23 protein-coding genes are annotated in these 22,552 nt (G+C 63.7%); 16 read left to right on the top strand and 7 right to left on the bottom strand.

Going from position 1 to position 22,552, the window contains the following annotated elements; genetic code table 11:
- The first annotated feature begins 244 nt into the window (after positions 1–244).
- Both ACT6QU_RS07230 and secB read left to right on the top strand, forming a co-directional pair.
- Positions 245–751 carry an FxsA family protein gene (locus ACT6QU_RS07230; RefSeq protein ID WP_444563509.1) on the top strand — a complete coding sequence of 169 codons (507 nt, stop codon included), beginning with the start codon at positions 245–247 and terminating at the stop codon, positions 749–751.
- A gap of 96 nt (positions 752–847) precedes the next feature.
- Positions 848–1,378 carry a protein-export chaperone SecB gene (gene secB, locus ACT6QU_RS07225; protein ID WP_024588208.1) on the top strand — a complete coding sequence of 177 codons (531 nt, stop codon included), beginning with the start codon at positions 848–850 and terminating at the stop codon, positions 1,376–1,378.
- 55 nt (positions 1,379–1,433) lie between these two features.
- Here the strand turns inward: secB and dnaQ are convergent, their stop codons facing one another.
- Genes dnaQ through ACT6QU_RS07200 form a run of 5 tightly spaced genes read right to left on the bottom strand, consistent with a single transcriptional unit; the run spans position 1,434 to position 5,039 of the window.
- The gene (dnaQ, locus tag ACT6QU_RS07220) at positions 1,434–2,159 is read right to left on the bottom strand and encodes a DNA polymerase III subunit epsilon (RefSeq protein ID WP_444563508.1); all 726 of its coding nucleotides are present in this window, start codon (positions 2,157–2,159) and stop codon (positions 1,434–1,436) included.
- On the bottom strand, positions 2,152–2,751 hold the full coding sequence (coaE, locus tag ACT6QU_RS07215) for a dephospho-CoA kinase (RefSeq protein ID WP_444563507.1): 600 nt from the start codon (positions 2,749–2,751) through the stop codon (positions 2,152–2,154). The genes dnaQ and coaE overlap by 8 nt, the downstream gene beginning before the upstream one ends.
- A complete protein-coding gene (locus ACT6QU_RS07210) occupies positions 2,748–3,584 on the bottom strand; it encodes a shikimate dehydrogenase (RefSeq protein ID WP_444563506.1) in 837 nt (278 codons plus the stop codon). The genes coaE and ACT6QU_RS07210 overlap by 4 nt, the downstream gene beginning before the upstream one ends.
- Positions 3,577–4,176: a Maf-like protein gene (locus ACT6QU_RS07205; protein ID WP_444563505.1), complete on the bottom strand. Its 600-nt coding sequence runs from the start codon at positions 4,174–4,176 to the stop codon at positions 3,577–3,579. The genes ACT6QU_RS07210 and ACT6QU_RS07205 overlap by 8 nt, the downstream gene beginning before the upstream one ends.
- Positions 4,173–5,039, bottom strand: a complete 867-nt coding sequence (locus ACT6QU_RS07200) for a pyruvate, water dikinase regulatory protein (protein WP_444563504.1) — start codon at positions 5,037–5,039, stop codon at positions 4,173–4,175. The genes ACT6QU_RS07205 and ACT6QU_RS07200 overlap by 4 nt, the downstream gene beginning before the upstream one ends.
- A gap of 370 nt (positions 5,040–5,409) precedes the next feature.
- On the opposite strand from ACT6QU_RS07200, the gene hemE reads away from it, so the two are divergent.
- The 8 genes from hemE (at position 5,410) to ACT6QU_RS07160 (ending at position 13,958) form a co-directional block, all read left to right on the top strand.
- Positions 5,410–6,441 carry a uroporphyrinogen decarboxylase gene (hemE, locus tag ACT6QU_RS07195; RefSeq protein WP_444563503.1) on the top strand — a complete coding sequence of 344 codons (1,032 nt, stop codon included), beginning with the start codon at positions 5,410–5,412 and terminating at the stop codon, positions 6,439–6,441.
- A complete protein-coding gene (hemJ, locus tag ACT6QU_RS07190) occupies positions 6,438–6,965 on the top strand; it encodes a protoporphyrinogen oxidase HemJ (protein ID WP_444563502.1) in 528 nt (175 codons plus the stop codon). The genes hemE and hemJ overlap by 4 nt, the downstream gene beginning before the upstream one ends.
- A gap of 154 nt (positions 6,966–7,119) precedes the next feature.
- The gene (gene rho / locus ACT6QU_RS07185) at positions 7,120–8,385 is read left to right on the top strand and encodes a transcription termination factor Rho (RefSeq protein WP_024588216.1); all 1,266 of its coding nucleotides are present in this window, start codon (positions 7,120–7,122) and stop codon (positions 8,383–8,385) included.
- Between the two features lie 77 nt (positions 8,386–8,462).
- Positions 8,463–9,758 carry a tRNA uridine-5-carboxymethylaminomethyl(34) synthesis GTPase MnmE gene (gene mnmE, locus ACT6QU_RS07180; RefSeq protein WP_444563501.1) on the top strand — a complete coding sequence of 432 codons (1,296 nt, stop codon included), beginning with the start codon at positions 8,463–8,465 and terminating at the stop codon, positions 9,756–9,758.
- A 5-nt stretch (positions 9,759–9,763) separates the two neighbouring features.
- Positions 9,764–11,638, top strand: coding sequence for a tRNA uridine-5-carboxymethylaminomethyl(34) synthesis enzyme MnmG (gene mnmG / locus ACT6QU_RS07175; protein ID WP_444563500.1), 1,875 nt, complete (start codon positions 9,764–9,766; stop codon positions 11,636–11,638).
- The gene (rsmG, locus tag ACT6QU_RS07170; RefSeq protein WP_444563499.1) at positions 11,635–12,264 is read left to right on the top strand and encodes a 16S rRNA (guanine(527)-N(7))-methyltransferase RsmG; all 630 of its coding nucleotides are present in this window, start codon (positions 11,635–11,637) and stop codon (positions 12,262–12,264) included. Before mnmG ends, rsmG begins: the two co-directional genes overlap by 4 nt.
- 2 nt (positions 12,265–12,266) lie before the next feature.
- Positions 12,267–13,067: a ParA family protein gene (locus tag ACT6QU_RS07165; protein ID WP_444563498.1), complete on the top strand. Its 801-nt coding sequence runs from the start codon at positions 12,267–12,269 to the stop codon at positions 13,065–13,067.
- A 12-nt stretch (positions 13,068–13,079) separates the two neighbouring features.
- Positions 13,080–13,958 carry a ParB/RepB/Spo0J family partition protein gene (locus ACT6QU_RS07160; RefSeq protein WP_444563497.1) on the top strand — a complete coding sequence of 293 codons (879 nt, stop codon included), beginning with the start codon at positions 13,080–13,082 and terminating at the stop codon, positions 13,956–13,958.
- 28 nt (positions 13,959–13,986) lie between these two features.
- Here the strand turns inward: ACT6QU_RS07160 and holA are convergent, their stop codons facing one another.
- On the bottom strand, positions 13,987–15,021 hold the full coding sequence (holA, locus tag ACT6QU_RS07155) for a DNA polymerase III subunit delta (RefSeq protein ID WP_444563496.1): 1,035 nt from the start codon (positions 15,019–15,021) through the stop codon (positions 13,987–13,989).
- Positions 15,022–15,174: 153 nt separating this feature from the next.
- Here holA and ACT6QU_RS07150 point away from each other — a divergent pair, with 153 nt between their 5' ends.
- Positions 15,175–15,966: an enoyl-CoA hydratase-related protein gene (locus ACT6QU_RS07150; protein ID WP_444563495.1), complete on the top strand. Its 792-nt coding sequence runs from the start codon at positions 15,175–15,177 to the stop codon at positions 15,964–15,966.
- Positions 15,967–15,976: 10 nt separating this feature from the next.
- On the top strand, positions 15,977–17,110 hold the full coding sequence (locus ACT6QU_RS07145) for an acyl-CoA dehydrogenase family protein (RefSeq protein WP_444563494.1): 1,134 nt from the start codon (positions 15,977–15,979) through the stop codon (positions 17,108–17,110).
- A gap of 21 nt (positions 17,111–17,131) precedes the next feature.
- On the opposite strand, the gene ACT6QU_RS07140 is transcribed toward ACT6QU_RS07145, so the two are convergent.
- Positions 17,132–18,283, bottom strand: a complete 1,152-nt coding sequence (locus ACT6QU_RS07140; RefSeq protein ID WP_444563493.1) for a zinc-dependent alcohol dehydrogenase family protein — start codon at positions 18,281–18,283, stop codon at positions 17,132–17,134.
- A gap of 234 nt (positions 18,284–18,517) precedes the next feature.
- On the opposite strand from ACT6QU_RS07140, the gene ACT6QU_RS07135 reads away from it, so the two are divergent.
- The 4 genes from ACT6QU_RS07135 to ACT6QU_RS07120 all read left to right on the top strand — a co-directional run bounded on the left by ACT6QU_RS07135 (position 18,518) and on the right by ACT6QU_RS07120 (position 22,550).
- Positions 18,518–19,822 (top strand): ABC transporter substrate-binding protein, encoded by a 1,305-nt coding sequence (locus ACT6QU_RS07135; RefSeq protein ID WP_444563492.1) that lies wholly within the window; start codon positions 18,518–18,520, stop codon positions 19,820–19,822.
- Between the two features lie 93 nt (positions 19,823–19,915).
- On the top strand, positions 19,916–20,821 hold the full coding sequence (locus ACT6QU_RS07130; RefSeq protein WP_024588227.1) for a branched-chain amino acid ABC transporter permease: 906 nt from the start codon (positions 19,916–19,918) through the stop codon (positions 20,819–20,821).
- Positions 20,821–21,813: a branched-chain amino acid ABC transporter permease gene (locus tag ACT6QU_RS07125; RefSeq protein WP_444563491.1), complete on the top strand. Its 993-nt coding sequence runs from the start codon at positions 20,821–20,823 to the stop codon at positions 21,811–21,813. The genes ACT6QU_RS07130 and ACT6QU_RS07125 overlap by 1 nt, the downstream gene beginning before the upstream one ends.
- Complete coding sequence (locus ACT6QU_RS07120) at positions 21,810–22,550, top strand: ABC transporter ATP-binding protein (protein WP_444563490.1); 741 nt, start codon at positions 21,810–21,812, stop codon at positions 22,548–22,550. The genes ACT6QU_RS07125 and ACT6QU_RS07120 overlap by 4 nt, the downstream gene beginning before the upstream one ends.
- Positions 22,551–22,552 lie beyond the last annotated feature (2 nt).

The raw sequence follows: 22,552 nt of genomic DNA, 5'->3' as shown, positions 1-22,552 counted from the left end.
GACCCTGTTCGTCGTTACACTGAAGCCCGGAAACGATGCTGGCCGGTCGGCCGGCCGTTTCCATGCCTGATCAACATTTCAGATCGCCCGGCGCGCATCGCACGCCCCTCAGCGCTCTAGGTTAAGTCCTCCAGCACGAAATCAAGCGTGCCGTCCATCTTTTGCATATAGATCGCAAGTCGCCTGCATTCAAATGCGCACAGGTGTTCCCTATATACCGGCGAACCGCTTTTGAGGCCCCATCGTGCGATTGCCGCTGATTCCCCTGATCATCCTCGCCCTGCCACTGGTCGAGATCGCCACATTCATCGCCGTCGGTAGCCAGATCGGCGTCCTCGCGACCCTCGGGCTGATCTTCGCCTCGGCCTTTCTGGGCATTATTCTCGTGCGCGTCCAGGGTTTCCATACCATTCAGCGCATCCGCGCCGAGCTCGACCGCGGCGGCTCGCCCGGCCGCGACCTCGTGCACGGCATGATGATCGTCGTCGCCGGCATCCTCCTGATCATCCCCGGATTCGTGACCGACGCTATCGGCCTTCTCCTTTTCCTGCCTCCGGTGCGCGATTTCGGCTGGCGCTTCCTGCGCGAGCGCATCCGCGTCACGACGGTCCAGAGCGGCGCTGCCTGGCAGGCACGGCGCCGCGCCCGCGACGGGGTGGTCGATCTCGACGCCGATGATTACAGCGACCTTTCGGCACAGGAAGACCAGCCGACGCGATCGCCATCCGATCCGCGCCTGCCGCCTCGCTAAACTTGTCACGATCGGGCGTGCATGTTAGCGAACGCCCGATTTCTTGGAGCAACAGCCGTCCGGTTCATCCATCCGGACGAGGAGAGGAACGACGACATGGCCGAAACGCCCGAAAACACCAATGGTCAGAACGGCGGCGGCGCGGCGCAGCCCGGCGCCCAGGCGCAGCAGGGAGCGACCTTCAACGTCGTCTCGCAATATGTGAAGGATCTCTCCTTCGAAAACCCCGGCGCACCGGCATCGCTGCGCACACGCACCCAGCCGCCCGGCATCAACATCAACGTCAACGTCAATGCGAACCCGATCGCCGACAAGGAATTCGACGTCGTCCTGACGATCAACGCCAAGGCCGAGGTCGACAAGAATGTCGTGTTCAATGCCGAGCTCGTCTATGGCGGCGTCTTCCGCATCGACGGCTTCCCGCAGGAGCACATGCTGCCGCTTCTCTTCATCGAGTGCCCGCGCCTCTTGTTCCCGTTCGCGCGCCAGATCATCGCCGACATCACCCGCCAGGGCGGTTTCCCGCCGCTGATGATCGACCCGATCGATTTCGCGCAGATGTTCCAGCGCCGCATGGCCGAGGAACAGGCCCGCGCCAAGGTTGCGCAGCCGACCGGCACCGCCTGATCAAAACGCTGATCACGACATGGAAAACCCGGCCTTTGAGCCGGGTTTTTTCGTTTCAGGACCCGTTCGCGGCGGCCGCGTAGGATGGGTCGACCACACGCCAGATCGCGTTGTCGCCCAGCGTTCGCACGAGGTCCTCATGCGCGGCGATCTCGTCAGCGCCGAGGCGTGGGGCAAGCGGTCTGGGGCGCGGCCGGATTTCGATCGCCGCACTTCCGTCGGACCGTTCTCCGGCCGCGTTTGTCTGGACGTCGAGAACGAGTGCCGCCTGCCGTCCGCCGATCAGTTCGATATAGACTTCCGCGAGCAATTCGGAATCGAGCAGCGCGCCGTGCTTGGTCCGGTGCGAATTGTCGATGCCGTAGCGCCGGCAGAGCGCGTCCAGCGAATTGGGGCCCATCGGGTGCTTGCGCCGCGCGATCGCCAGCGTGTCGACCACGCGCGCCGGCTCGACCATATCTATACCAAGCCGCCCGAACTCGGCATTGAGGAAGCCGATGTCGAAATTCGCGTTGTGCGCGATCAGATGCGCGCCTTCGAGAAAGGCAAGCAAATCGTCGAGAATGCCGGCGAAGACAGGCTTGTCTGCAAGCGAGGCATCGGTGATGCCGTGAACGGCCAGCGCCTCGGGATGAACCTGCCGGCCCTGCGGGTTGATGTAGACGTGAAAGTTGCGCCCGGTCGGGAAGCGGTTGACGAGTTCGATGCCGCCGAATTCGATGATCCGGTCCTCGTTCGGGTCGAGCCCGGTCGTTTCGGTGTCGAAGATGATCTCACGCATCGGATGCCGCTTCGCCTTTGAGTTCCGCCACGATCGCCTCGACCGCCGCGCGCGCTGCCTCCAGCCCTCCGCCGCTCTCGACGACGAAATCGGCGCGCTTTCGTTTTTCGGCGTCCGCCATCTGCTTGGCAAGGATCGCCTCGAACTTCTCCACCGACATCCCCGGCCGCGCCAGGACCCGCTCGCGCTGGATATCGGCCGGCGCGGAAACGACGACAATGCGGTCGACGCGCCCTTCCCCGCCGGTTTCGAACAGGAGCGGGATGTCCAGCACCACGAGTTTCTGGCCTGCCGCCCGATGTTCCGCCAGAAAGGCGTCGGCGTCGGCACGCACCAGCGGATGGACGATGCGCTCGACCGTTTTCAGCGCCGCCGCGTCACCCAGAATGCGACTGCCGAGCAGCGCGCGGTCGACGACGCCGTCCTTCACCGTTCCCGGAAAGGCTGCTTCTATCAGCGGTGCCGCCTTGCCGGCATAGAGCCGGTGCACGGCCTCGTCCGAATCATGCACCGGCACGCCCGCCTCGCGGAAGAAGCGCGCGGTCGTCGACTTGCCCATGCCGATCGATCCGGTCAATCCGATGACGATCATCGCTTCGCCTCGAGATTGGCGACGATCAAGGCGTGGAGATCAGGCGTGACCGCCGGCCTGACGCCGAACCAGCGCTCGAATCCCGGCACGGCCTGGTGCAGGAGCATGCCGAGCCCGTCGACGGTCTTCAAATTGCGGGCTGCGGCGCGCGCCAGAAGTGGCGTGATCAGCGGTGCATAGACGATGTCGGTGACGATCGCATGGTCCGGGAGCGCCTCGAGGTCGAGATCGAGCGACGGCTGGCCTTTCATGCCGAGCGACGTGGTGTTGACGAGAAGATCGGTCCTCGCAAGCAACGCCGGCGCCTGATCGAGACCCGCTGGCTTGACGCCCGGAAACGCAAGCGCAAGTTCGCCGGCCCGAGCGGCGGAGCGGTTGGCAACCGTCACCTTGGCTATACCGGCCTCGCGCAGCGCATGAAGCACGGCACGCGCCGCGCCGCCCGCGCCGAGCACCAGAGCCGTCTCAGCCTGACGCCATTCAGCCGCGCCGGCGTCGAGGTTCGCGGCAAAACCATAGGCATCCGTATTGCCGCCGACGAGTTCGCCCTTTTCGAGCCAGAGCGTGTTGACCGCGCCGATGGCGCCTGCGGCCGCGTCGCGGCGGGCGACGGCCTCGAAGACCGCTTCCTTGTGCGGAATGGTGACGTTGCCGCCGGCAAACTCCCCGCGCCGGACGCGCTCCAGAAATGCCGAGAGGTCGGCCGGCGCGACGTCGATGGCGCGGTAGTCGCCGGATATTCCATGCGCGGCGAGCCAATGGCCGTGGATCATCGGCGAACGGGAATGGGCGATCGGATGGCCGATCACGAAAGCCCGGGTCATGTCAGCCATCGATCGCGCCCAGCTCGCGCAGTTTCGCCAGCAGCGGCAGAAGCGGCAGGCCGACGATCGTGAAGTGATCGCCCTCGATCTTGTCGAAGAGCTGGATGCCCCTCCCCTCGATCTGGTACGCGCCCACAGATGACAGCGCCGCATCGCCGACGGCCGACAGATGACGGCCGACGAAGCCGGGATCGAGATCGCGCATGGTCAGCGACGCGACGGAGACGTGCCGCCAGATCGCCTCGCCGTCCTGCGCGATGACCACCGCGCTGTTCAACTGGTGCGTCCTGCCGGAAAGCTTCAGGAGTCGGCGGCGCGCGTCCTCCATGTCGGCAGGCTTGTGCATGAGTTCTTCACCCAGCGACAGGGTCTGGTCGCAGCCGATGACAAACGCGCCCGGATGATTCTGGCTGACGTCGACGGCCTTCGCCTCGGCGAGGATCTGCGCCAGATCGTCCGGCCGAAGCCCCGCGCCAGCAACGGCCTGCTCGACCGCGCGCTCGTCGATCGACGGCCGCTCGATGGTCACCTCGATGCCGGCATCCTCAAGCATCCTGGCGCGGAACGGGCTGGCCGAAGCCAGTATGATGTTCGTCGTCACAACGCCTCCTCGCGCTGGGTCTTGTTGCGCAACGCGACAATGGCGGCTGCGGTTTCCTCGATCGAGCGCCGCGTGACGTCGATCATCGGCCAGCCATGCCGGTGGCAGATCTGACGGGCATAAGCCAGTTCCTCGGAAATCGAAAGCCGGTCGACATAGTCGCCATGGTCGAACCCCGCTCCGCCGAGCACGCGGTTCTGGCGCACCTGCGAAATCCGCTCCGCGGTCGCGATCAGCCCGACGATCAACGGCTTTTTCGCGCCGACGATCTGCGGCGGGATCGGCACGCCTATGACGATCGGCACGTTGGCGGTCTTGATGCCGCGATTGGCCAAGTAAATCGAGGTCGGCGTCTTCGAGGTGCGCGAAATGCCGATCAAGACGATGTCGGCTTCCTCGATGTCCGGCGGCAACTGGCCGTCATCATGCTCCATGGTGAAATTGAGCGCGTCGATGCGGCGGAAATAATCCGCGTCGAGGACATGCTGCGCGCCGACGCGGCGGCCGGCCGGCGTGCCGAGATAGGACTGGAAGACCATCAGCACCGGCTCGAGCACGGAGACGCAGGGCAGGCCGAGCAATTGGCAGTGCGCGTCGATCCGCGCCGCCAGTTCCTGGTCGACCACCGTATAGAGCACGATGCCGGGCGCTTCCTCGATGTCGACGAAGACGTTTTCGAGCTGCTTGTCGGTCCGGATCAACGGGTAGATGTGCTCGATCGCGCGCGCGTTCTTGTATTGGGCGGCGGCGGCGCGGCCTGCCGCGAGCAGCGTTTCGCCGGTCGCATCCGAAATCAGGTGGAGATGGAAGAAATTCTGGGGTTTGTTCACGGGATTCTGCCTGCCCTGTGGGCGAGTGTGCATAAAGCGGGAGAGCGGCAGGGCCGTTCGCGGGCCAATGTATCAGATGGCCGTTTCTCCACAATTCGCGAAACTGTGGGGCGAGATCGCGCTTGTGGGAAATTGCGTGGGCAATGCCGACGAATTGCACAGGGCGTTGCATCGGTGCGTGCCGGATTGCCGAGGGCAACCTACTGATTTCGCACGTCAAATTTCGACGATCCCCGTTGACCATCAACAGGTTTCGCAATTGCCCTTGCGGCGATATAACCACTGGCCGACGCGCACGCGTTCGGGGAGAAGCGGGAAACCCCGATTCCAACAGACTCTAAGAACCATAAGAGTTCTTAAAAATTTCTTTAATTTTTTAAGACGCTCGACGGAAAGGCCGCGAATGACGATCGAACGGAAGATGCTGAAGGTCTTGCAGGGAGAAAGCGTCTTTCCGCCTCCGATCTGGATGATGCGACAGGCCGGACGCTACCTGCCGGAGTATCGGGAAACGCGCAAACAGGCGGGGAGTTTCCTCGACCTTTGCTACAACCCCGATCTTGCCGTCGAAGTGACGATGCAGCCGATCCGCCGCTTCGGCTTCGACGCGTCGATCCTTTTCTCCGACATTCTCGTCATCCCGCATGCGCTCGGCCGCGATCTGCGCTTCGAGGAGGGACGCGGACCGCTGATGACGCCGATCGAGGCGCATGAGGTCGAGCGGCTCGATGCGTCCCCGCTGCACGATCATCTCGCGCCGGTCTACGAGACGGTGCGGCGCCTGCGCGCAGAACTCCCGCCGGAGACGACGCTGATCGGCTTTTGCGGGGCGCCTTGGACGGTGGCGACCTACATGATCGCCGGGCATGGCACGCCGGACCAGGCGCCGGCGCGTCTGTTCGGCTACCGGCACCCGGCCGAGATGCGAAAGCTGCTCGCGCTTCTGGCCGACTGCTCGGCCGATTATCTGATCCGCCAGATCAAAGCCGGAGCCGACTGCGTCCAGATTTTCGATTCCTGGTCGGGCGTTCTCGACGAAACTTCGTTCGAGGCGTTCTGCGTTCAGCCGATGAAGCGGATCGTCGACAAGGTTCGCATGGTTCACCCCAACGTGCCGATCATCGGCTTTCCGAAGGGGGCAGGGGCGCTCTATGAGGGCTACCGGGGGAAGACGGGCGTGACGGCGCTCGGGCTCGACTGGAGCGTTCCCTGGAGCCAGGCACGACGCCTGCAGGCCAAGGGGCCCGTCCAGGGCAATCTCGACCCGCTGCGGCTTGTCGTCGGCGGCGAGGCGCTGCGTGAGGGCGTGGCGGCCATTCTCGACAATCTCGCCGGCGGCCCGCTGATCTTCAATCTGGGCCACGGCATCACGCCGCCGACGCCAATCGATCATGTCGAGGCGATGATCGCGCAGGTTCGGGGAGCGACGCGGTGAGCGATACGACGAACAGGGCCGGGCCGGGCACGCGGGCGGGCATCGCGCTTGGCGTCTTCCTCGTCCTGATCGCGGCTGTCCTGCTCCTGTTTCCGGCGGAGGCCTATCTTTGGGCGAAGGCCGTGCATGTGATCGCGGTCATCTCATGGATGGCGGGCATGCTCTATCTGCCGCGCCTCTTCGTCTACCATGCCGAAATCGGTCCCGGCACGCCGCAATCCGAAACCTTCAAGGTGATGGAACAGCGCCTTTTGCGCGTCATCATCAATCCGGCGATGACGGTCGCCTGGGTCCTCGGCCTCTGGCTCGCTTGGCAGGGTTTCGGATTTTCGGGCGGTTGGCTGCACTTGAAGATCTTGGCTGTCATCGCCATGTCGGGGCTGCACGGCTATTTCTCCAAGGCCGTCCGTCTCTTCGCCGAGGACCGGAACGAAAAGTCGGCCCGGCACTGGCGCCTGATGAACGAAGGCCCGACCCTATTGATGATTGTCATCGTCGTCCTGGTCGTGGTAAAGCCGTTCTGAGGCTCGGATGCCCGGCTTGCGCTTTCAAAAGCGCAGCGCTAAGAGAACAGTCCTTCCTTTCGCCGCGCGGTCCGCTTCTTTCATGACGGCATATCCGCGCCGCAGCCTTCCTACGTCTTAATCGACTTCCCCCCATCGCCAGCCGAGTGCGTCTATGCAGGAAATGAAACTACAAGAGCTCAAGAGCAAGGGTCCGACCGACCTCATTGCGTTTGCCGAATCGCTCGAGGTCGAGAATGCGAGCGTCATGCGCAAGCAGGAGCTCATGTTCGCGATCCTGAAGAAGCTCGCGGCGCAGGATGTCGAGATCATCGGCGAAGGCGTGGTCGAAATCCTGCAGGACGGCTTCGGTTTCCTGCGTTCTGCGAACGCGAACTACCTGCCCGGCCCGGACGACATCTACATCTCGCCCTCGCAGATCCGCCGCTTTTCCCTGAAGACCGGCGATACGGTCGAAGGCCCGATCCGAAGCCCTAAGGAAGGCGAGCGCTATTTCGCGCTTCTCAAGGTCAACACGATCAATTTCGAAGACCCCGAGAAGATCCGCCACAAGATCCATTTCGACAATCTGACGCCGCTTTATCCGAACGAGCGCTTCAAGATGGAGCTCGAGGTTCCGACCTCGAAAGACATGTCGGCCCGCGTCATCGATCTCGTCGCGCCGCTCGGCAAGGGCCAGCGTGGTCTGATCGTCGCGCCGCCGCGCACCGGCAAGACCGTTCTCCTGCAGAACATTGCACACTCCATCGCGCACAATCACCCGGAAGCCTATCTGATCGTTCTCCTGATCGACGAGCGTCCGGAAGAAGTCACCGATATGCAGCGTTCGGTGAAGGGCGAGGTCGTCTCCTCCACCTTCGACGAGCCGGCAGTGCGCCACGTGCAGGTCGCCGAAATGGTCATCGAAAAGGCCAAGCGCCTCGTTGAGCACGGCCGCGACGTCGTCATCCTGCTCGATTCGATCACCCGTCTCGGCCGCGCCTACAACACGGTCGTTCCGTCCTCCGGCAAGGTCCTGACCGGCGGCGTCGACGCCAATGCGCTGCAGCGCCCCAAGCGCTTCTTCGGCGCCGCGCGCAACATTGAGGAAGGCGGCTCGCTGACCATCATCGCGACCGCGCTGATCGACACTGGCAGCCGCATGGACGAAGTCATCTTCGAAGAGTTCAAGGGCACCGGCAATTCGGAAATCGTGCTCGACCGCAAGGTCGCCGACAAGCGCATCTTCCCGGCCATGGACATTCTCAAATCCGGCACCCGCAAGGAAGACCTCCTTGTCCAGCGCCAGGATTTGCAGAAGATCTTCGTTCTGCGCCGCATCCTTGCTCCGATGGGCACGACCGACGCGATCGAATTCCTCATGGACAAGCTGAAGCAGACCAAGACCAATGGCGACTTCTTCGATTCCATGAACACCTGACCTCTTCGGGGGTTGCCAGTGAAGGCTTATCGATCCGGCGGGCAGCTCATGTCCGCCGTTTCGCATTGGAGTGATCAATGAGCTCGCTGACGACGATCTATGCGCTTTCGAGTGGCGCCCTGCCCGCCGGCGTCGCCGTGGTTCGCATCTCCGGGCCGCATGTGCCGGCCATCATTCCGCTCCTCACCGGTCGGCCTACGCTCGAACCCCGTCGCGCGGTGCTGTCGACGATCCGCGACGAGACGGACTCACCGATCGACGATGCGCTCTGCATTTATTTCCCGGCGCCGGCCAGCTTTACCGGAGAGGACGTACTTGAGATTCAGCTTCACGGCAGCCGCGCCGTTGCGGCCGCGCTTTTCCGCCGTTTGGGGCAACTGAAAGGCCTCGAACCGGCCGAGGCCGGCGCATTCACCATGCGCGCATTTCTCAATGGTCGGATCGACTTGACGGCCGCCGAGGCGCTGTCCGACCTGATCGTTGCCGAGACGGACGCGCAGCGGCGCCTCGCCTTGTCCAATGCCGACGGGGCTCAGCGCCGGCTCTATGAGGGATGGCGCGCGGACCTTCTATCGATCTGGGCGCGCATCGAGGCCGACCTCGACTTTTCCGACCAGGAAGACGTGCCGCCGGAGTTTGGCGATGCCGTACGTCTGGAGATCAATGGTCTGGCGCTTCGTATCCGTCATCATTTAGACGGCTATAGAATTGCTGAAGTCATCACCGAAGGATTCCATATAGTCGTAGCAGGCGCTCCCAACGCCGGAAAGTCAAGCCTTATCAATTATTTAGCGAAACGCGATGTTGCCATTGTGACGGATATCCCTGGCACGACACGCGATCTCATCGAGGTTCGTCTCGATATTGCGGGCAGGCTCGTACGCGTAACGGATACGGCCGGGCTTCGTACGACCCTCGATCCGGTCGAACAGATTGGCGTCGAACGGGCGAGGACCGCGTCCCGAACTGCCGATCTCGTTCTGCTCCTCGACGACGGCTTGGAGCAAGTACCCGAAATGGACGCAGAGCTGGTCCTGCCTGTTCATAGCAAATCCGACCAGCGGTCATGTCCGGCGGACGTCGTCGCAATATCCACCAAGACTGGTGCCGGTATCGACTGCCTGATCGCCGAGCTGACGACAATTCTTGATTCGCGAACCAAAATCCTCGATACGGTCCCTTCGAAGCAGCGACATGTTGCTCATCTTGAAAGCTGCATTGCCGCTCTCGACCGGGCGAACTGCACCTTCGAATTCGAGCTCGTCGCCGAAGAATTACGCATCGCGGCCGATTCGCTTGGCCGGTTGACCGGCGCAATTGACGTCGAGGATTTGCTTGGCGACATATTTTCACGTTTCTGCATAGGGAAATGACTCACGTGAAACAGCAGCATCAACGTTTTGATGTCATTGTGGTGGGTGGCGGCCATGCGGGTGTCGAGGCCGCCGCGGCTGCCGCGCGCATGGGTGCGCAAACGGCACTGGTCACGTTGAGCCCGGAGAATCTGGGAGTGATGTCTTGCAATCCCGCGATCGGGGGCCTGGGAAAGGGCCAGCTCGTTCGCGAGATCGACGCCCTCGATGGGATCATGGGTCGTGCTGCCGATAGGGCGGGCATTCAGTTTCGCTTGCTGAACCGTAGCAAGGGCCCGGCAGTACGCGGACCGAGGACCCAGGCGGATCGCAAGCTCTATGCGCGCGCTATCGCCGAGCTGGTTCAGGAGCAGGAGAACCTGACAGTCATCGCCGATGAAGTGCTCGATCTTGAGGTTCGCGACAACAAGCTTGCCGGCGCTCATCTAAAACAGGCAGGCTATGTGGCTTGTGGAGCGGTGGTTTTGACGACCGGCACGTTCCTGCGAGGTCTCATTCATATCGGGACGGACCAGACCGTAGCCGGCCGCATGGGAGAGCAGGCAACGACCGGCCTCGCAACGACGCTTGCCCGCCTTGGTGCGCGCCTTGGTCGCTTGAAGACCGGCACGCCTCCGCGGCTAAAGCGATCTTCCATCGACTGGGACGCGTTGGATAAGCAGGCGGCAGACGCCGAACCCACGCCGTTCTCCACGCTGACCGCATCAATCTCCACGCCGCAGATCGAGTGCGCGATAACGCGGACAAACGACGTCTCACATAAGGTCATTCGCGAGAATCTTCACCGCTCCGCAATGTATGGCGGGGCGATCGAGGGCGTCGGGCCGCGATATTGTCCTTCCATCGAGGACAAGATCGTTCGGTTTGGCGACCGCGATGGCCACCAGATCTTTTTGGAGCCGGAAGGGCTGGAGTCCGATCTGGTCTATCCGAACGGCGTGTCGACCTCGATGCCGCTGGACGTGCAGGTCGAATTCATCCGGTCCATGGAGGGCTTGCACGCCGCCGAGATCGTGCAGCCAGGCTACGCGATCGAGTACGATCACATCGACCCCAGGGACTTATCGTCCAGTCTCGAAATGCGAGCCTGCTCAGGCCTGTTTCTGGCAGGCCAGATCAACGGAACGACGGGTTACGAGGAAGCCGGGGCGCAGGGCATACTTGCCGGTATGAATGCAGCAAACCGCGCTGGCGGGGCCGCGCTCATCTCGCTGTCACGGTCGGAGGCTTATATCGGCGTGATGATCGACGATCTGACGACCCGCGGGGTGACGGAACCCTATCGCATGTTCACGTCCCGCGCTGAATATCGGCTGTCGATCCGGGCGGATAACGCAGATGAGCGACTTACGCCGCTTGGCTTGAAGATCGGTGTCGTGGGCACCGAGCGGGCGAATATGTTCGCCCTGCGCAGCAAGCGACTGGCGGTATTGAAGTCTCGACTTGACGAACTAAAGCTTTCATCCTCTGAGGCAATCAGGAAAGATCTGCCGGTCAATGCCGATGGCAAAGTTCGGAGCGCCTATGACCTTCTTGCGCATTCGACGATCGCGTTTGAAGATCTGACACGCGTCTGGCCGGATCTGGCGAGCTTCGACCGTACGACGTGTGACCTCCTCGAAATCGAGGCCGGCTATTCGGTCTATCTCCAGCGGCAAACCGCCGACATCGATAACCTGCGCAAGAACGAGAACATTCTTATACCGCCGGACATGAATTTCGTCGCGATCCTCGGGCTCTCCAACGAGATGAAGGCCAAGCTTGGCTCCGTCCGGCCCACTACCCTCGCGCAAGCGGGCCGCATCGAGGGAATGACGCCAGCAGGGCTTTCCCTGCTCTTGGCGCACTTGCAGCGAACACCCAAAACGGTCGCGGCATGAAGCAGTATGATCAACTGAGCCGGGTTGCCGGTGAGGTTTCACGTGAAACTTTTGCACAGCTTGTCGAGTTCGAGAGGCTGTTCCGTCGCTGGAACCGCTCGATCAACTTGGCGGCATCGGGGTCTCAGACCGACTTTTGGGATCGGCATATTGTCGACTCAGCCCAGTTGTGGCGCTTTCGACGCGACGAGAGGGACTGGACTGACATTGGGAGTGGCGGAGGCCTGCCCGGTCTTGTGATCGCAATCCTCGGGGCGCCGCACGGTCTTGTCACGACGTTGGTCGAAAGCAACCGCAAGAAGGCAGCTTTCCTGCGATCCGCAGGCGTGGAGCTCGGCCTCGATCTGGCTGTTCGACCCGAACGGATCGAGGCCGCCGTTGGTGCGCTGCAGCCGTCGCTGGTGTCGGCCCGGGCGCTAGCGCCGCTTGTCAAGCTTCTGGAGCTTACGGAAACATGGCTCGAACCCGGTAGGTCACGTGCCCTCTATCCCAAGGGGCGCGATTTCCAACAGGAAATTCGCGAAGCGCGTGACCATTGGCGCTTCGATCTGATAGAACATCCGAGCATGGTTGACGCAATGAGTCGCGTTCTGGAATTGTCCAACGTTCAGCGTCTGGAGCACTGATCATGGTGGGATCGCAGCCACGGATCATCACGGTGGCAAATCAGAAGGGCGGTGTCGGCAAGACGACAACCGCGATCAATCTCGCGACCGCTCTCGCTGCAATCGGTGAGCGCGTACTGATCGTGGACCTTGACCCGCAAGGAAATGCGAGCACCGGCCTCGGTATTGAACGCGCCGAGCGCGAGATTTCGTCCTATGATTTGTTGATCGGTGAGGCGACGATCGCGCAATCCGCAGTCAAGACTGCCGTTCCAGGACTGTCGGTCGTGCCATCAACGCTCGACCTTCTCGGAGTCGAGATGGAAATCTCGTCCGCGCCGGACCGTGCCCTGCGCCTGCGCAAAGCGATCCAATCGGCGGAAGGCGGCTCGGGGTCCTTCGACTATATTCTTATCGATTGCCCGCCGTCTCTTAACCTTCTGACGCTCAACTCCATGGCCGCAGCCGATTCGGTGCTGGTCCCGCTCCAATGTGAATTCTTCGCGCTCGAAGGTCTCAGCCAGTTGCTGCATACGGTCGACCAGGTTCGGGCTAACCTCAATCCTCGGCTGACGATCCAGGGCATCGTGATGACGATGTTCGACGGTCGCAACAATCTCGCAAATCAGGTCGTTCAGGACGTGCGAAGCCATATGGGTGACAAGGTCTATGAGACGGTGATCCCTCGCAATGTGCGCGTCTCCGAGGCGCCGTCCTATGGAAAGCCGGCGATCCTCTACGATCTCAAATGTTCCGGCAGTCAGGCCTATCTGCAATTGGCGTCGGAAGTAATCCGGCGCGAACGCGTATTGCGCGCCGCTTAAAGGGAGAGCGAGATGAACGAAGATCTGTCCCGAAAGCGGCTTGGCCGCGGCCTGGCCGCGCTCATCGGCGATCTCGACAGGCCGGCGGCGCCTTCCGAGCAAATGTCGGTTCGTGCGGATCGCTCGGCGCCGATCGAGCACGTGTCGCCCAACCCGCGCAATCCGCGGCGCAGCTTTGCGGAAAGCGATCTTGAAGATCTGACCCAGTCGATCCGCGAGCATGGGATCGTTCAGCCCGTCGTCGTGCGGACGATGCCGGACGGACACTACGAGATCATCGCCGGCGAGCGCCGGTGGCGGGCGGCGCAACGCGCGGGGCTGGCGGCCGTACCGATCGTCATTCGGGACGTGACGGATCGGGTTGCCCTCGAGCTTGCCATCATTGAAAACGTCCAGCGCGCAGATCTTAATGCGGTCGAGGAAGCGCAAGGATATCAGCAGCTTATCGATGAGCACCAGTACACACAGGCCGATCTCGGCCAAGTCATCGGCAAAAGCCGGAGCCATGTTGCAAACACGTTGCGCCTCCTCAAACTCCCCGATCACGTCCGATCGCTGGTGACCGACGGCTCGCTGTCGGCGGGCCATGCGCGCACGCTGGTGACGGCGCTCGACCCGGCCGGTCTTGCGCGGCGGATTGTCGATGAGGGCTTGTCGGTGCGACAAGCGGAGGCCTTGGCGCAGCAGCCTGCCAGACAGGAATCGGCCAAGGCCGAGCGGCATGCAGCGGCCGAGAAAGATGCCGACACGATCGCGCTCGAAAAGACGTTGTCCGATGCGCTGGGTCTGAAGGTTTCCATCACGCACGGCCAGCGTGGCGGCGACATCAAGATACGCTATTCGAGCCTCGAGCAACTCGACACGATCTGCCACCGTCTGCAACGTCACTGACCGGACTCACGTGAAACACCCGGCTCGCCTATCGCAGGCGCCGGGCCTCGATGGCGAGTGCCAGCATTGCTTGGCGGGCGGTCGGCTCATCGAGCTGCGATCGAGTTCGCATGGCAAGAACCGTTGCTTGCAGCCTTTCGAGCCCGCGCGCGATCGACGACGACGTCCACTTCTGAACTGCCCTCTCGACGTTGTCTCGTCGGCTAAAGAATACTGGTGGCCGCACCGCTGCGACTGCCGACGATGCGCTTGCGCCACCATCCACCGCTGCACGCAGCATCTCGAGTTGCTGAAACTGCCGCATCACCGCTGAGACGAGCTGGAACGGCGCGTTCCCCGCATTCACCCAGCCCGAATAAGCGCGGTCGAAGCCGGCGACATCGCCTGCCAGAATGGCATCGGTCGCGTCGTCGAGGGACTTTGCCGAAACGTCGCCGACGATCTCAGCGACGTGAGCGAGCTCGATCCGGCCGTCGCGACCGGCATGGAGCGCCAGCTTCTCGATCTCCGATCGGGTGGCGAGCCGGTCGCCGCCAAGCGAAGCCTTGAGGGCCTGACGCGCGTCGGGCGCAATGGTGATGCCGTCCCTTCCCAGGACCTCGTCGATCACGCCCTCGATCGCCCGCGCCTGGTCGACATAGCAGGGCAGCGCCATTCCGGCCGAACCCTGCTCCACTGCTGCGCGCACGGGTGCGCCCTTCTTCAGGTCGCCGCCTTCGACGAGGATGGTCGTCGCCTCCGGCGGGCTTGCGCACAAATCCTTCAGCGATGCGCCCAGCGCCTTGTGCGTGCCGGCGCCCTTGATCCAGATCAGCCGCCGGTCGGCGAACATCGCCACCGTATTGGCCTCGTCCATGAGACGCCCGGGGTCGGATTCGATCTCGCCGGCGTCGAGGCGTGTGACGGAAAACGGATCGTCGAGCCGAAACCCGGCCTGGCGCGCGTAAAGCGTGGCGCGTTCGGAAACGAGCCCCCGGTCGGGACCATAGATCAGCACGACCGGAAACGCGCCCTGCGGCCGCGCCAGCCAACCGTCGACTTCATGGGCCTTTTTCTGTGCCATAATTCCCGCTTCCTGCTGACGCTAGGGGCCAAGAATCGCGGCCTCTGTCAAGAGTGGGCGGCGGTTGCCGGGGCCGCGCGGCTTGACCCGGCCGCCATTCCCTAGAATAGGTTCGTCGGTGCCTGTGCGGCCTGGATATCGAGCGAGGAACAGATGAGCGAGCTTGTAAGGGTCGAACGAAACGACGCCGCGGGTATCGTCCGTCTCGTCCTCAACCGACCCGACGTCCTCAATGCGCTGGACGTGCCGCTTGCCAAGGCGTTTCGCGACGCCGTCGAAGATGTGGCGCGGGCGGGCGGCGTGCGCGTCGTCATCCTTGCCGCCGAGGGGAGGGCATTCGTTGCGGGCGGCGACGTCGCCGCGTTCGGCGCGGATTTCACCCGCTCGGCCGAAGTGGTCAACGCCCTTCTCGATGCGCTTCACCCCGCGCTCCTGCGCCTGAGGGCGATCGATGCGCCGGTCATCGCAGCGGTGAAGGGCGTCGCGGCCGGCGCCGGGCTTTCGCTGGTGCTGAATGCGGATCTGGTGATCGCCGAAGAAGGTACGCGTTTCGTCGTCGCCTACGACAAGGTCGGATCGTCGCCGGATTGCGGCGGGACGTGGTTCCTGCCGCGCAAGGTCGGGCGGGCGAGGGCGGCGGAACTGATGTTTCTGGGCGAGGCGCTCGATGCCGGCGAGGCGCTTGCCGCGGGCATCGTCAACCGCGTCGTTGCGGCCGGCGAGCTGAATTCTGCGACCGACGAGATAGCGGGACGGGTCGCCAGTGGACCGACACGGGCATTCGGCCAGTTCAAGCGATTGACCGACCAGGCCCTCGAGCGGCCGCTCCCAGAACATCTCGAAGCCGAACGCGCGGCCTTTCTGGCGGGCACGCGAACGGCGGATTTCCGCGAAGGCGTCACTGCCTTTCTGTCCAAGCGCAAGCCGGATTTTACCGGCGAATGAGAGATGTCTGATGATCCTGACCGACGAACAGACGATGATCCGCGATACCGCGCGAGCCTTTGCGCGCGAGGTCTTGGCGCCCGGCGCGGCACAGCGCGATCGCGACAAGACGATCGAGTCCGAAATCGTTGCGGGCCTTGCCGAGCTCGGTTTCATGGGCATGACCGTTCCCGAGGCCGATGGCGGCGTGGGCGCCGACTATGTGTCGTATGCGCTCGCGCTGATGGAGATCGCGGCCGGTGACGGCGCCATCTCGACGGTCATGAGCGTCCACAATGCACCGTTCAACGCGATCCTGCAGCGATACGGCAATGCCGACCAGAAGGAGCGCGTGCTGCGCCCCGCAGCGGCGGGTGCGTTCATCGGCGCCTTTGCGCTCACCGAGGCCGAGGCAGGCTCGGATGCCGGCTCGCTCAAGTCCCGCGCCAGAAGGACGGGCGACCGCTACGTCATCGACGGCACGAAGGAATTCATCACGTCGGGAAAGATCGGCGGCTGGACGATCCTCTTCGCCCGCATGGAAGATGCCGGGCCGAAGGGCGGCATCACTGCATTCCTGACACCGACCGACGCGCCTGGCTATATCGTTGCGAAAGTCGAAGAAAAGCTTGGCCAGCGCTGTTCCGACACCTGCTCCCTTCGGTTCGAGGGCCTGGAGATACCGGAGGAAAACCGGATCGGTGCCGAGGGCGAGGGCTACCGCATCGCCTTGTCGAGCCTCGAGACGGGTCGCATCGGCATCGCCGCCCAATCGGTCGGCATGGCGCAGGCCGCCTTCGATCTCGCGGTCGCCTATGCCGCGGAGCGTCGCTCTTTCGGCAAGACGCTGATGGAGCATCAGGCGGTCGGCTTCCGTCTCGCCGACATGCGGACGCAGATCGAAGCCGGACGCCAGCTCGTTCTGAATGCGGCGCGGATGAAGGATGCCGGCGAGCCGTGCCTCACCGAAGCGGCGATCGCGAAGCTGTTTGCGTCCGAAGCCGCCGAGCGCGTCATTTCGGGGGCGCTGCAAACCTTTGGCGGGTATGGCTACATGGCCGATTTCCCGCTCGAGCGCATCTATCGCGACGCGCGGGTGTGCCAGATCTACGAAGGCACTTCCGATATCCAGAAGATCATCATCGCGAGATCGTTCGCCGGCTAGATATGTGCCGGATCACCGGCATCAAGGCACGAAGACGTAGCGGATGACCCGGCCAGCTTCGAGCTCGTCCAGAGCCTCGTTGATGGCTTCGAGCGGCCCGGTGCCGGACATGAGCCTGTCCACCGGCAGGATGCCGCGCCGGAACATCTCGATGTAGCGGGGAATGTCGCGCGAGGGGATGCAACTGCCGATATAGCTGCCCTTGAGCGTCCGCTCTTCGGCGACGAGAGAGACCTGCTGGATCGACACCCGGCTCGCCGGATTGGCGAGCCCGCCGGTCACCGTCGTTCCGCCCCGCCGGGTGATGCGGTAGGCAAATTCGAGGGCAGGCACGGAGCCGGCGAGTTCGACTGCCACGTCGACACCGCCGCGCGTGGTGGTCCTGATGTGCTCCATTGCTGCCTCGTCGCGCGGATCGACCGTGTGGGTGGCGCCGAGTTCGCGGGCCAGCGCCAGCTTTTCCGGCATCAGGTCGGCTGCGACGATGATGGAGGCACCGGCGGCTCGTGCACCCAGCAGGGCGGCGAGCCCCACGCCGCCGAGGCCGACGATCGCGACGGACTGACCGGCCTTGAGGCCTGACGTGTTGACGACCGCACCGACGCCTGTCAGCACCGCGCAGCCGAAAAGCGCGGCATGCTCGAAGGCGATGTCCTTATCGATGCGGACCAGCGAGGCGCGCGAGACGACGGCGTGTCCGGCGAATGCCGAAACGCCGACATGGTGGAACATCGGTTGGCCGTGGCTCCTGAGCCGAATCGCTCCGCCCAGCAAGGTACCGGCACCGTTTGCCGCCGCCCCCGGTTCGCACAGCGCGGGCCGGCCTTCCGCGCAGGGGACGCAATGGCCGCATGACGGCATGAACACCATCACCACATGGTCGCCGACTTCGAGGTCGCGCACGCCTTCGCCGAGCTCTTCGACGATTCCGGCCGCTTCATGGCCGAGCGCCATCGGCAGCGGTCTTGGCCGGTCGCCATTGATGACGGACAGGTCCGAATGGCAAAGCCCCGCCGCCTTGATTGCGACGAGAACCTCGCCGGGGCCCGGCGCGTCGAGTTCGATCTCCTCGACCGACAGCGGGCGGGACTGTGCATAGGGGCGCGTTGCGGGGGCGTTGCGCAGCACGGTCGCGCGTGTGCGTGTCGTCGATCCTGATGTGACGGCGGCCATGATGTCCCTCCCTAGTGCCGACGCGCAGGATTGCCGTTCACGGCGCCCGGCGCCAATAGGAAAGCGATATGGAAGCCATAAGCCAGGCATGGGGGCGACGTCGCGTCCGCCATAAGAAGCCGTTATAGCGATTCAAGCAAATCTGTCTTTGCGTTCCAATTTCAAACCGGGAACGATCCTGAAGTGGAGGAACGTGCGCAGCAGATGCGCCGTCGCAAATTCTGGGAGGAATTCGTGAAAGGCAAACTCGTCCTATCGTCGCTGGCAGCCGCGTTCGCGCTTGCCGTGGCACAACCCGCAATGGCGCAGGACGCGCCGGAAAACATCAAGATCGGCATCACGACGTTCACCTCGGGCGCAGCGTCGGTGTTCGGCGTGCCGGCCCAGGCCGCGGCGCAGATGATTGTCGAGGATATCAACGCCGCCGGCGGTATCCTGGGCGCGCAGGTGCAGCTCTTCTTCGTCGACGAAGGCGCGGGCGCCGAGGCGCTGACGACCGAAGTGCGCCGCCTCGTCCAGGACGAGGACGTCGACGTGATGATGGCCTCGATCTCGTCGGGCAACTGCATCAACCTGACGCCGCTGATGGAAGATCTCGAAGTCCTCAACATCCTCTGGGATTGCGGCACGCAGCGCATCTTCGAGGAAGAGGAATCGACCTACAATTTCCGCACGCAGGCCAATGCGACGCCCGAGATGATGGCGGCGCTGCTCTATCTCCTGAAGACCAAGCCAGACTTCGAGACGATCGCCGTCGTCAACCAGGACTATGCCTGGGGCCGCGATAGCTGGGAGCTGTTCTCGGCGGCGCTGAAGAAGCTGAAGCCCGAAGTCGAGATCGTGGCCGAGCTCTTCCCCCGCCTCGGCGCACCGGATTTCTCGGCCGAGATTTCTCGCCTTCTCGCCACCCAGCCGGACGTCATCCTGTCGACCTCGTGGGGCGGCGATCTCGACACCTTCGTGCAGCAGGCCAACCAGCGCGGTCTCTTCAACAACTCGACCTTTGTCCTGCCTTTGGCCGAATCGTCGATCCAGCGCCTGGGCGGCGTTCTGCCGGACGGCGTCATCGTCGGCGCACGCGGCGACCACTATTTCCTGCATCCTGAAACCAAGGACGACGAGGACATGAAGGTCTTCGTCGACAAGTTCAGGGAGAAGACGGGCGCCTACCCGATCTACTCCGTGTTCCACATGGCGCAGGCCTTCGCCGCATTGCAGGCGGCCTACGACAAGGCGGCCGAGGGCAATGGCGGCGCCTTCCCGGATCGCGCCCAGGTCATTGCGGCGATGGAAGGGCTCGAATTCAAGGGCTATGGACGTCCGCTCACGATCCGCGAGGACAACCAGGCGCTCGAAGCGCAGTTGATGGGCGTGTCGCGCACCGTCGAGGGCTACGACTTCCCGATCATCGATGACATGATGATCTTCGATGCGGAAGGCATCATGGCGCCGCCCGGCGAAAACTCGCTCGAATGGATCGGCACGCTCGACGCGTCCTTCATCGAGACCGAGGCGAGCGAATACAAGCACGAGGAATAGTCCTCCCCAACCGCCGCGCCATCGCATCCCCGCATGCGAAGGCGCGGCGGCCGCATCGTTCCCGCTCACTTGTGCAAAGGCCCCGAACGGCCCATGTCCCTGCAGATTCTCGTTCTCGCCGCGCTTGACGGCATCGCCTACGGGGCGCTCGTCTTCCTCGTCGCCGTCGGCATGACGCTCGTCTTCGGCGTCATGCGCATCCTCAACGTGGCGCATGGCTCGTTCTACGCGCTCGGCGCCTACGCGGCCGCCAGCCTCGGCATCGCCATGGCGGGCATGGGCCTGTCGCCCTGGCTCGCCTTTCCGATGTTCATCGTCGCCGCTGCCGTCGTCGGCATCACGGTCGGCGGGTTGATGGAGCGGTTTCTGCTCCAGCGCATCTACGGCTACGAGGAGACGCTGCAGCTTCTCGTCACCTTCGCCGTCTTCATGATGCTGGAAAACGTCCAGCGCCTCGTCTGGGGCGTGCAGCCCTATTTCTATTCCGACCCGCTGCGCCAGCTCGGCAATGTCAATGTCGCCGGCATCACCTACACCGCCTACCAGACGCTGTTCCTGCCGCTGGTCGCGCTCGCCGTACTGTTCGGCCTGCGCTTCTTCCTGCGCTACACGCTCGCCGGCTCGGTCATCGTCGCCGTGACGGAGGACCGCGAGGCGGCGACGGCGATCGGCATCAATGCGCGGCGCGTGTTCTTCCTCACCTTCGTCATCGGCGTGACGTTGGCCTCGCTCGGCGGCGCGCTCGCCTCACCCACCACTTCCGTCCTGCCGGGCATGGGGGCGGAGATGATCGTGCTGTCCTTCGCCGTTGCGGCGACCGCCGGTCTCGGCCAGATCGAGGGTGCGGCCATCGCGGCGCTGCTCATCGGGCTCGGCCGGTCGATGGCGGTGTTCTTCGCGCCCGAATTCGAGGTCGTCATGCCCTACCTCATCATGGTCCTCGTTCTCCTAATCCGGCCCGAAGGTCTCTTCGGCAAGACGACGGCGAGGAAGATCTGATGCTTATGCGCGTGATCTTTCCTGCGATTGTTCTCCTCGCCGCGCTCAATCCGCTGGTCTTCCCGCAATGGGACGCGTTCCTGACGATCGTCTTCGCCAAGGCGCTGCCGGTAATCGGCATCATCCTTCTGCTTCAGGCGGGACAGGTTTCGTTCGGCCATGCGATGTTCTTCGCCATCGGCGCCTATACGGCCGGCTTCGTCGGCCGCTGGATGGGGGGCGGGGGCGAGCTTTTCCTGCTGCTTCTCGCCGCGCTCGCCACATCGGTGGTCGCCGGCCTCTTCGTCGGCATCTTCGTCGTGCGCTACCGCTACATCTTCTTCGCCATGCTCAACCTCGCCTTTTCGATGGTGCTGTTTTCCCTATTGGAGAAGTTCATCCACATCACCGGCGGGTCGGACGGGCTGCGCATCTCGCGTCCCACACTGCTGGGTCGGGAGATGTCGCGCGCCAATTACGAGTTCGGCATCTACTACGTCTCCCTCGCCCTTCTCGCGCTCGCCATCTTCGGCGCCTGGCGACTGATGGACAGCCCGGTCGGGCATGCGATGAAGGCGATCAAGAGCAACGAGACGCGGGTCGAATATCTCGGCATCTCGCCGCGCCGCACGCTGCTCGTCGTCTATGTCGCCTCGGCCGCGCTTGCTGGTGTCGGCGGGGCGCTGGTGGGCGTCTTCCAGGGCATCGCCACGCCCGACTACGCCTATTGGACGCGCTCCGGCGAATTCGTCTTCGTCGCCATCCTCGGCGGTGCGGGGCAGGTGCTGGGCGCGCTTGCCGGGTCGTTCTCGTTCGAGTTCATCCGCGTCACCGCCGCCGCCTATCTCGGCGACACGTGGCAGCTCACGCTCGGCCTCATGCTGCTCGGCATCATCCTGTTCGCGCCGGCGGGCATCGTCGGTTCGCTGGTCAATGTCGGCAATCGCTGGCGCGGCCGGCGGACCAGGGAGAAGCCGAGCCCGCTCGGCGAAGCCAAGGAGGCGGTGCGATGAACGCGCTCTTGTCCGCACGCGACATCGAGATCCGCTTCGGCGGCGTGGTGGCGGCCGACGGCGTCGCGCTCGACGTCTTCGAGGGCGACAATCTCGCCATCATCGGCCCGAACGGCGCCGGCAAGACCACCTTCCTCAACATCTGCACCGGCTATCTGAAGCCGCAGGCCGGCCGCGTCAGCTTCAAGGGCAGGGAGCTGCTCGGTTCCTCGCCCCGCGCCATCACGCGGCTCGGCATTGCCCGCGCCTTCCAGATTCCGCAGCTCTTCGCCGAGCAGACCGTGCTGGAGAACATGCTTCTGGCGTCGGCGTCCCGGGCGGGCCGGCTCGGCATGTTCACGCGCCTTGCCGACATTCCCCAGCGCGCCGAAGCCGAGGCGATCCTGGAGCAGGTCGGTTGTTCCGACGTCAAGGACCGCGTCGCTTCCGAACTTCCCGAAGGCAAGCGCAAGCTTGTCGACATCGCGCTGGCGCTGGCGCTGAAACCTGCCGTTCTCCTGATGGACGAGCCGACTTCCGGCGTCGCCTCGTCGGAGAAATTCGCCATCATGGACACGCTGATCGGCGCCTTGCGGGCGCAGAAGGTCACCTCCGTCTTCGTCGAGCACGACATGGAAATGGTCTCGCGCTACGCCAATCGCGTCGCGGTGTGGAGTTCGGGCCGCATCCAGAAGGAAGGCCCGCCGGACGAAGTTCTGACCGACCCCGAAGTTATCCGCACCGTGATCGGGAGCTGATC

Source organism: Aliihoeflea sp. (assembly GCF_052435475.1).
Classification (GTDB): Bacteria; Pseudomonadota; Alphaproteobacteria; order Rhizobiales; family Rhizobiaceae; genus Aliihoeflea.
This window is presented reverse-complemented; position numbering and strand designations above follow the sequence as displayed.

What these genes read in the sequence shown, in the direction of transcription:
- rho (WP_024588216.1), top strand. Translation starts at nt 7,120, where the DNA reads ATGCAGGAAATGAAACTACAAGAGCTCAAGAGCAAGGGTCCGACCGAC.
- dnaQ (WP_444563508.1), bottom strand. Translation starts at nt 2,159, where the DNA reads ATGCGTGAGATCATCTTCGACACCGAAACGACCGGGCTCGACCCGAAC.
- ACT6QU_RS07125 (WP_444563491.1), top strand. Translation starts at nt 20,821, where the DNA reads ATGCTTATGCGCGTGATCTTTCCTGCGATTGTTCTCCTCGCCGCGCTC.
- ACT6QU_RS07200 (WP_444563504.1), bottom strand. Translation starts at nt 5,039, where the DNA reads ATGCACACTCGCCCACAGGGCAGGCAGAATCCCGTGAACAAACCCCAG.
- ACT6QU_RS07165 (WP_444563498.1), top strand. Translation starts at nt 12,267, where the DNA reads ATGGTGGGATCGCAGCCACGGATCATCACGGTGGCAAATCAGAAGGGC.
- ACT6QU_RS07120 (WP_444563490.1), top strand. Translation starts at nt 21,810, where the DNA reads ATGAACGCGCTCTTGTCCGCACGCGACATCGAGATCCGCTTCGGCGGC.
- ACT6QU_RS07210 (WP_444563506.1), bottom strand. Translation starts at nt 3,584, where the DNA reads ATGGCTGACATGACCCGGGCTTTCGTGATCGGCCATCCGATCGCCCAT.
- ACT6QU_RS07145 (WP_444563494.1), top strand. Translation starts at nt 15,977, where the DNA reads ATGATCCTGACCGACGAACAGACGATGATCCGCGATACCGCGCGAGCC.
- coaE (WP_444563507.1), bottom strand. Translation starts at nt 2,751, where the DNA reads ATGATCGTCATCGGATTGACCGGATCGATCGGCATGGGCAAGTCGACG.
- ACT6QU_RS07160 (WP_444563497.1), top strand. Translation starts at nt 13,080, where the DNA reads ATGAACGAAGATCTGTCCCGAAAGCGGCTTGGCCGCGGCCTGGCCGCG.
- secB (WP_024588208.1), top strand. Translation starts at nt 848, where the DNA reads ATGGCCGAAACGCCCGAAAACACCAATGGTCAGAACGGCGGCGGCGCG.
- mnmE (WP_444563501.1), top strand. Translation starts at nt 8,463, where the DNA reads ATGAGCTCGCTGACGACGATCTATGCGCTTTCGAGTGGCGCCCTGCCC.
- hemE (WP_444563503.1), top strand. Translation starts at nt 5,410, where the DNA reads ATGACGATCGAACGGAAGATGCTGAAGGTCTTGCAGGGAGAAAGCGTC.
- ACT6QU_RS07130 (WP_024588227.1), top strand. Translation starts at nt 19,916, where the DNA reads ATGTCCCTGCAGATTCTCGTTCTCGCCGCGCTTGACGGCATCGCCTAC.
- rsmG (WP_444563499.1), top strand. Translation starts at nt 11,635, where the DNA reads ATGAAGCAGTATGATCAACTGAGCCGGGTTGCCGGTGAGGTTTCACGT.
- ACT6QU_RS07150 (WP_444563495.1), top strand. Translation starts at nt 15,175, where the DNA reads ATGAGCGAGCTTGTAAGGGTCGAACGAAACGACGCCGCGGGTATCGTC.
- ACT6QU_RS07140 (WP_444563493.1), bottom strand. Translation starts at nt 18,283, where the DNA reads ATGGCCGCCGTCACATCAGGATCGACGACACGCACACGCGCGACCGTG.
- holA (WP_444563496.1), bottom strand. Translation starts at nt 15,021, where the DNA reads ATGGCACAGAAAAAGGCCCATGAAGTCGACGGTTGGCTGGCGCGGCCG.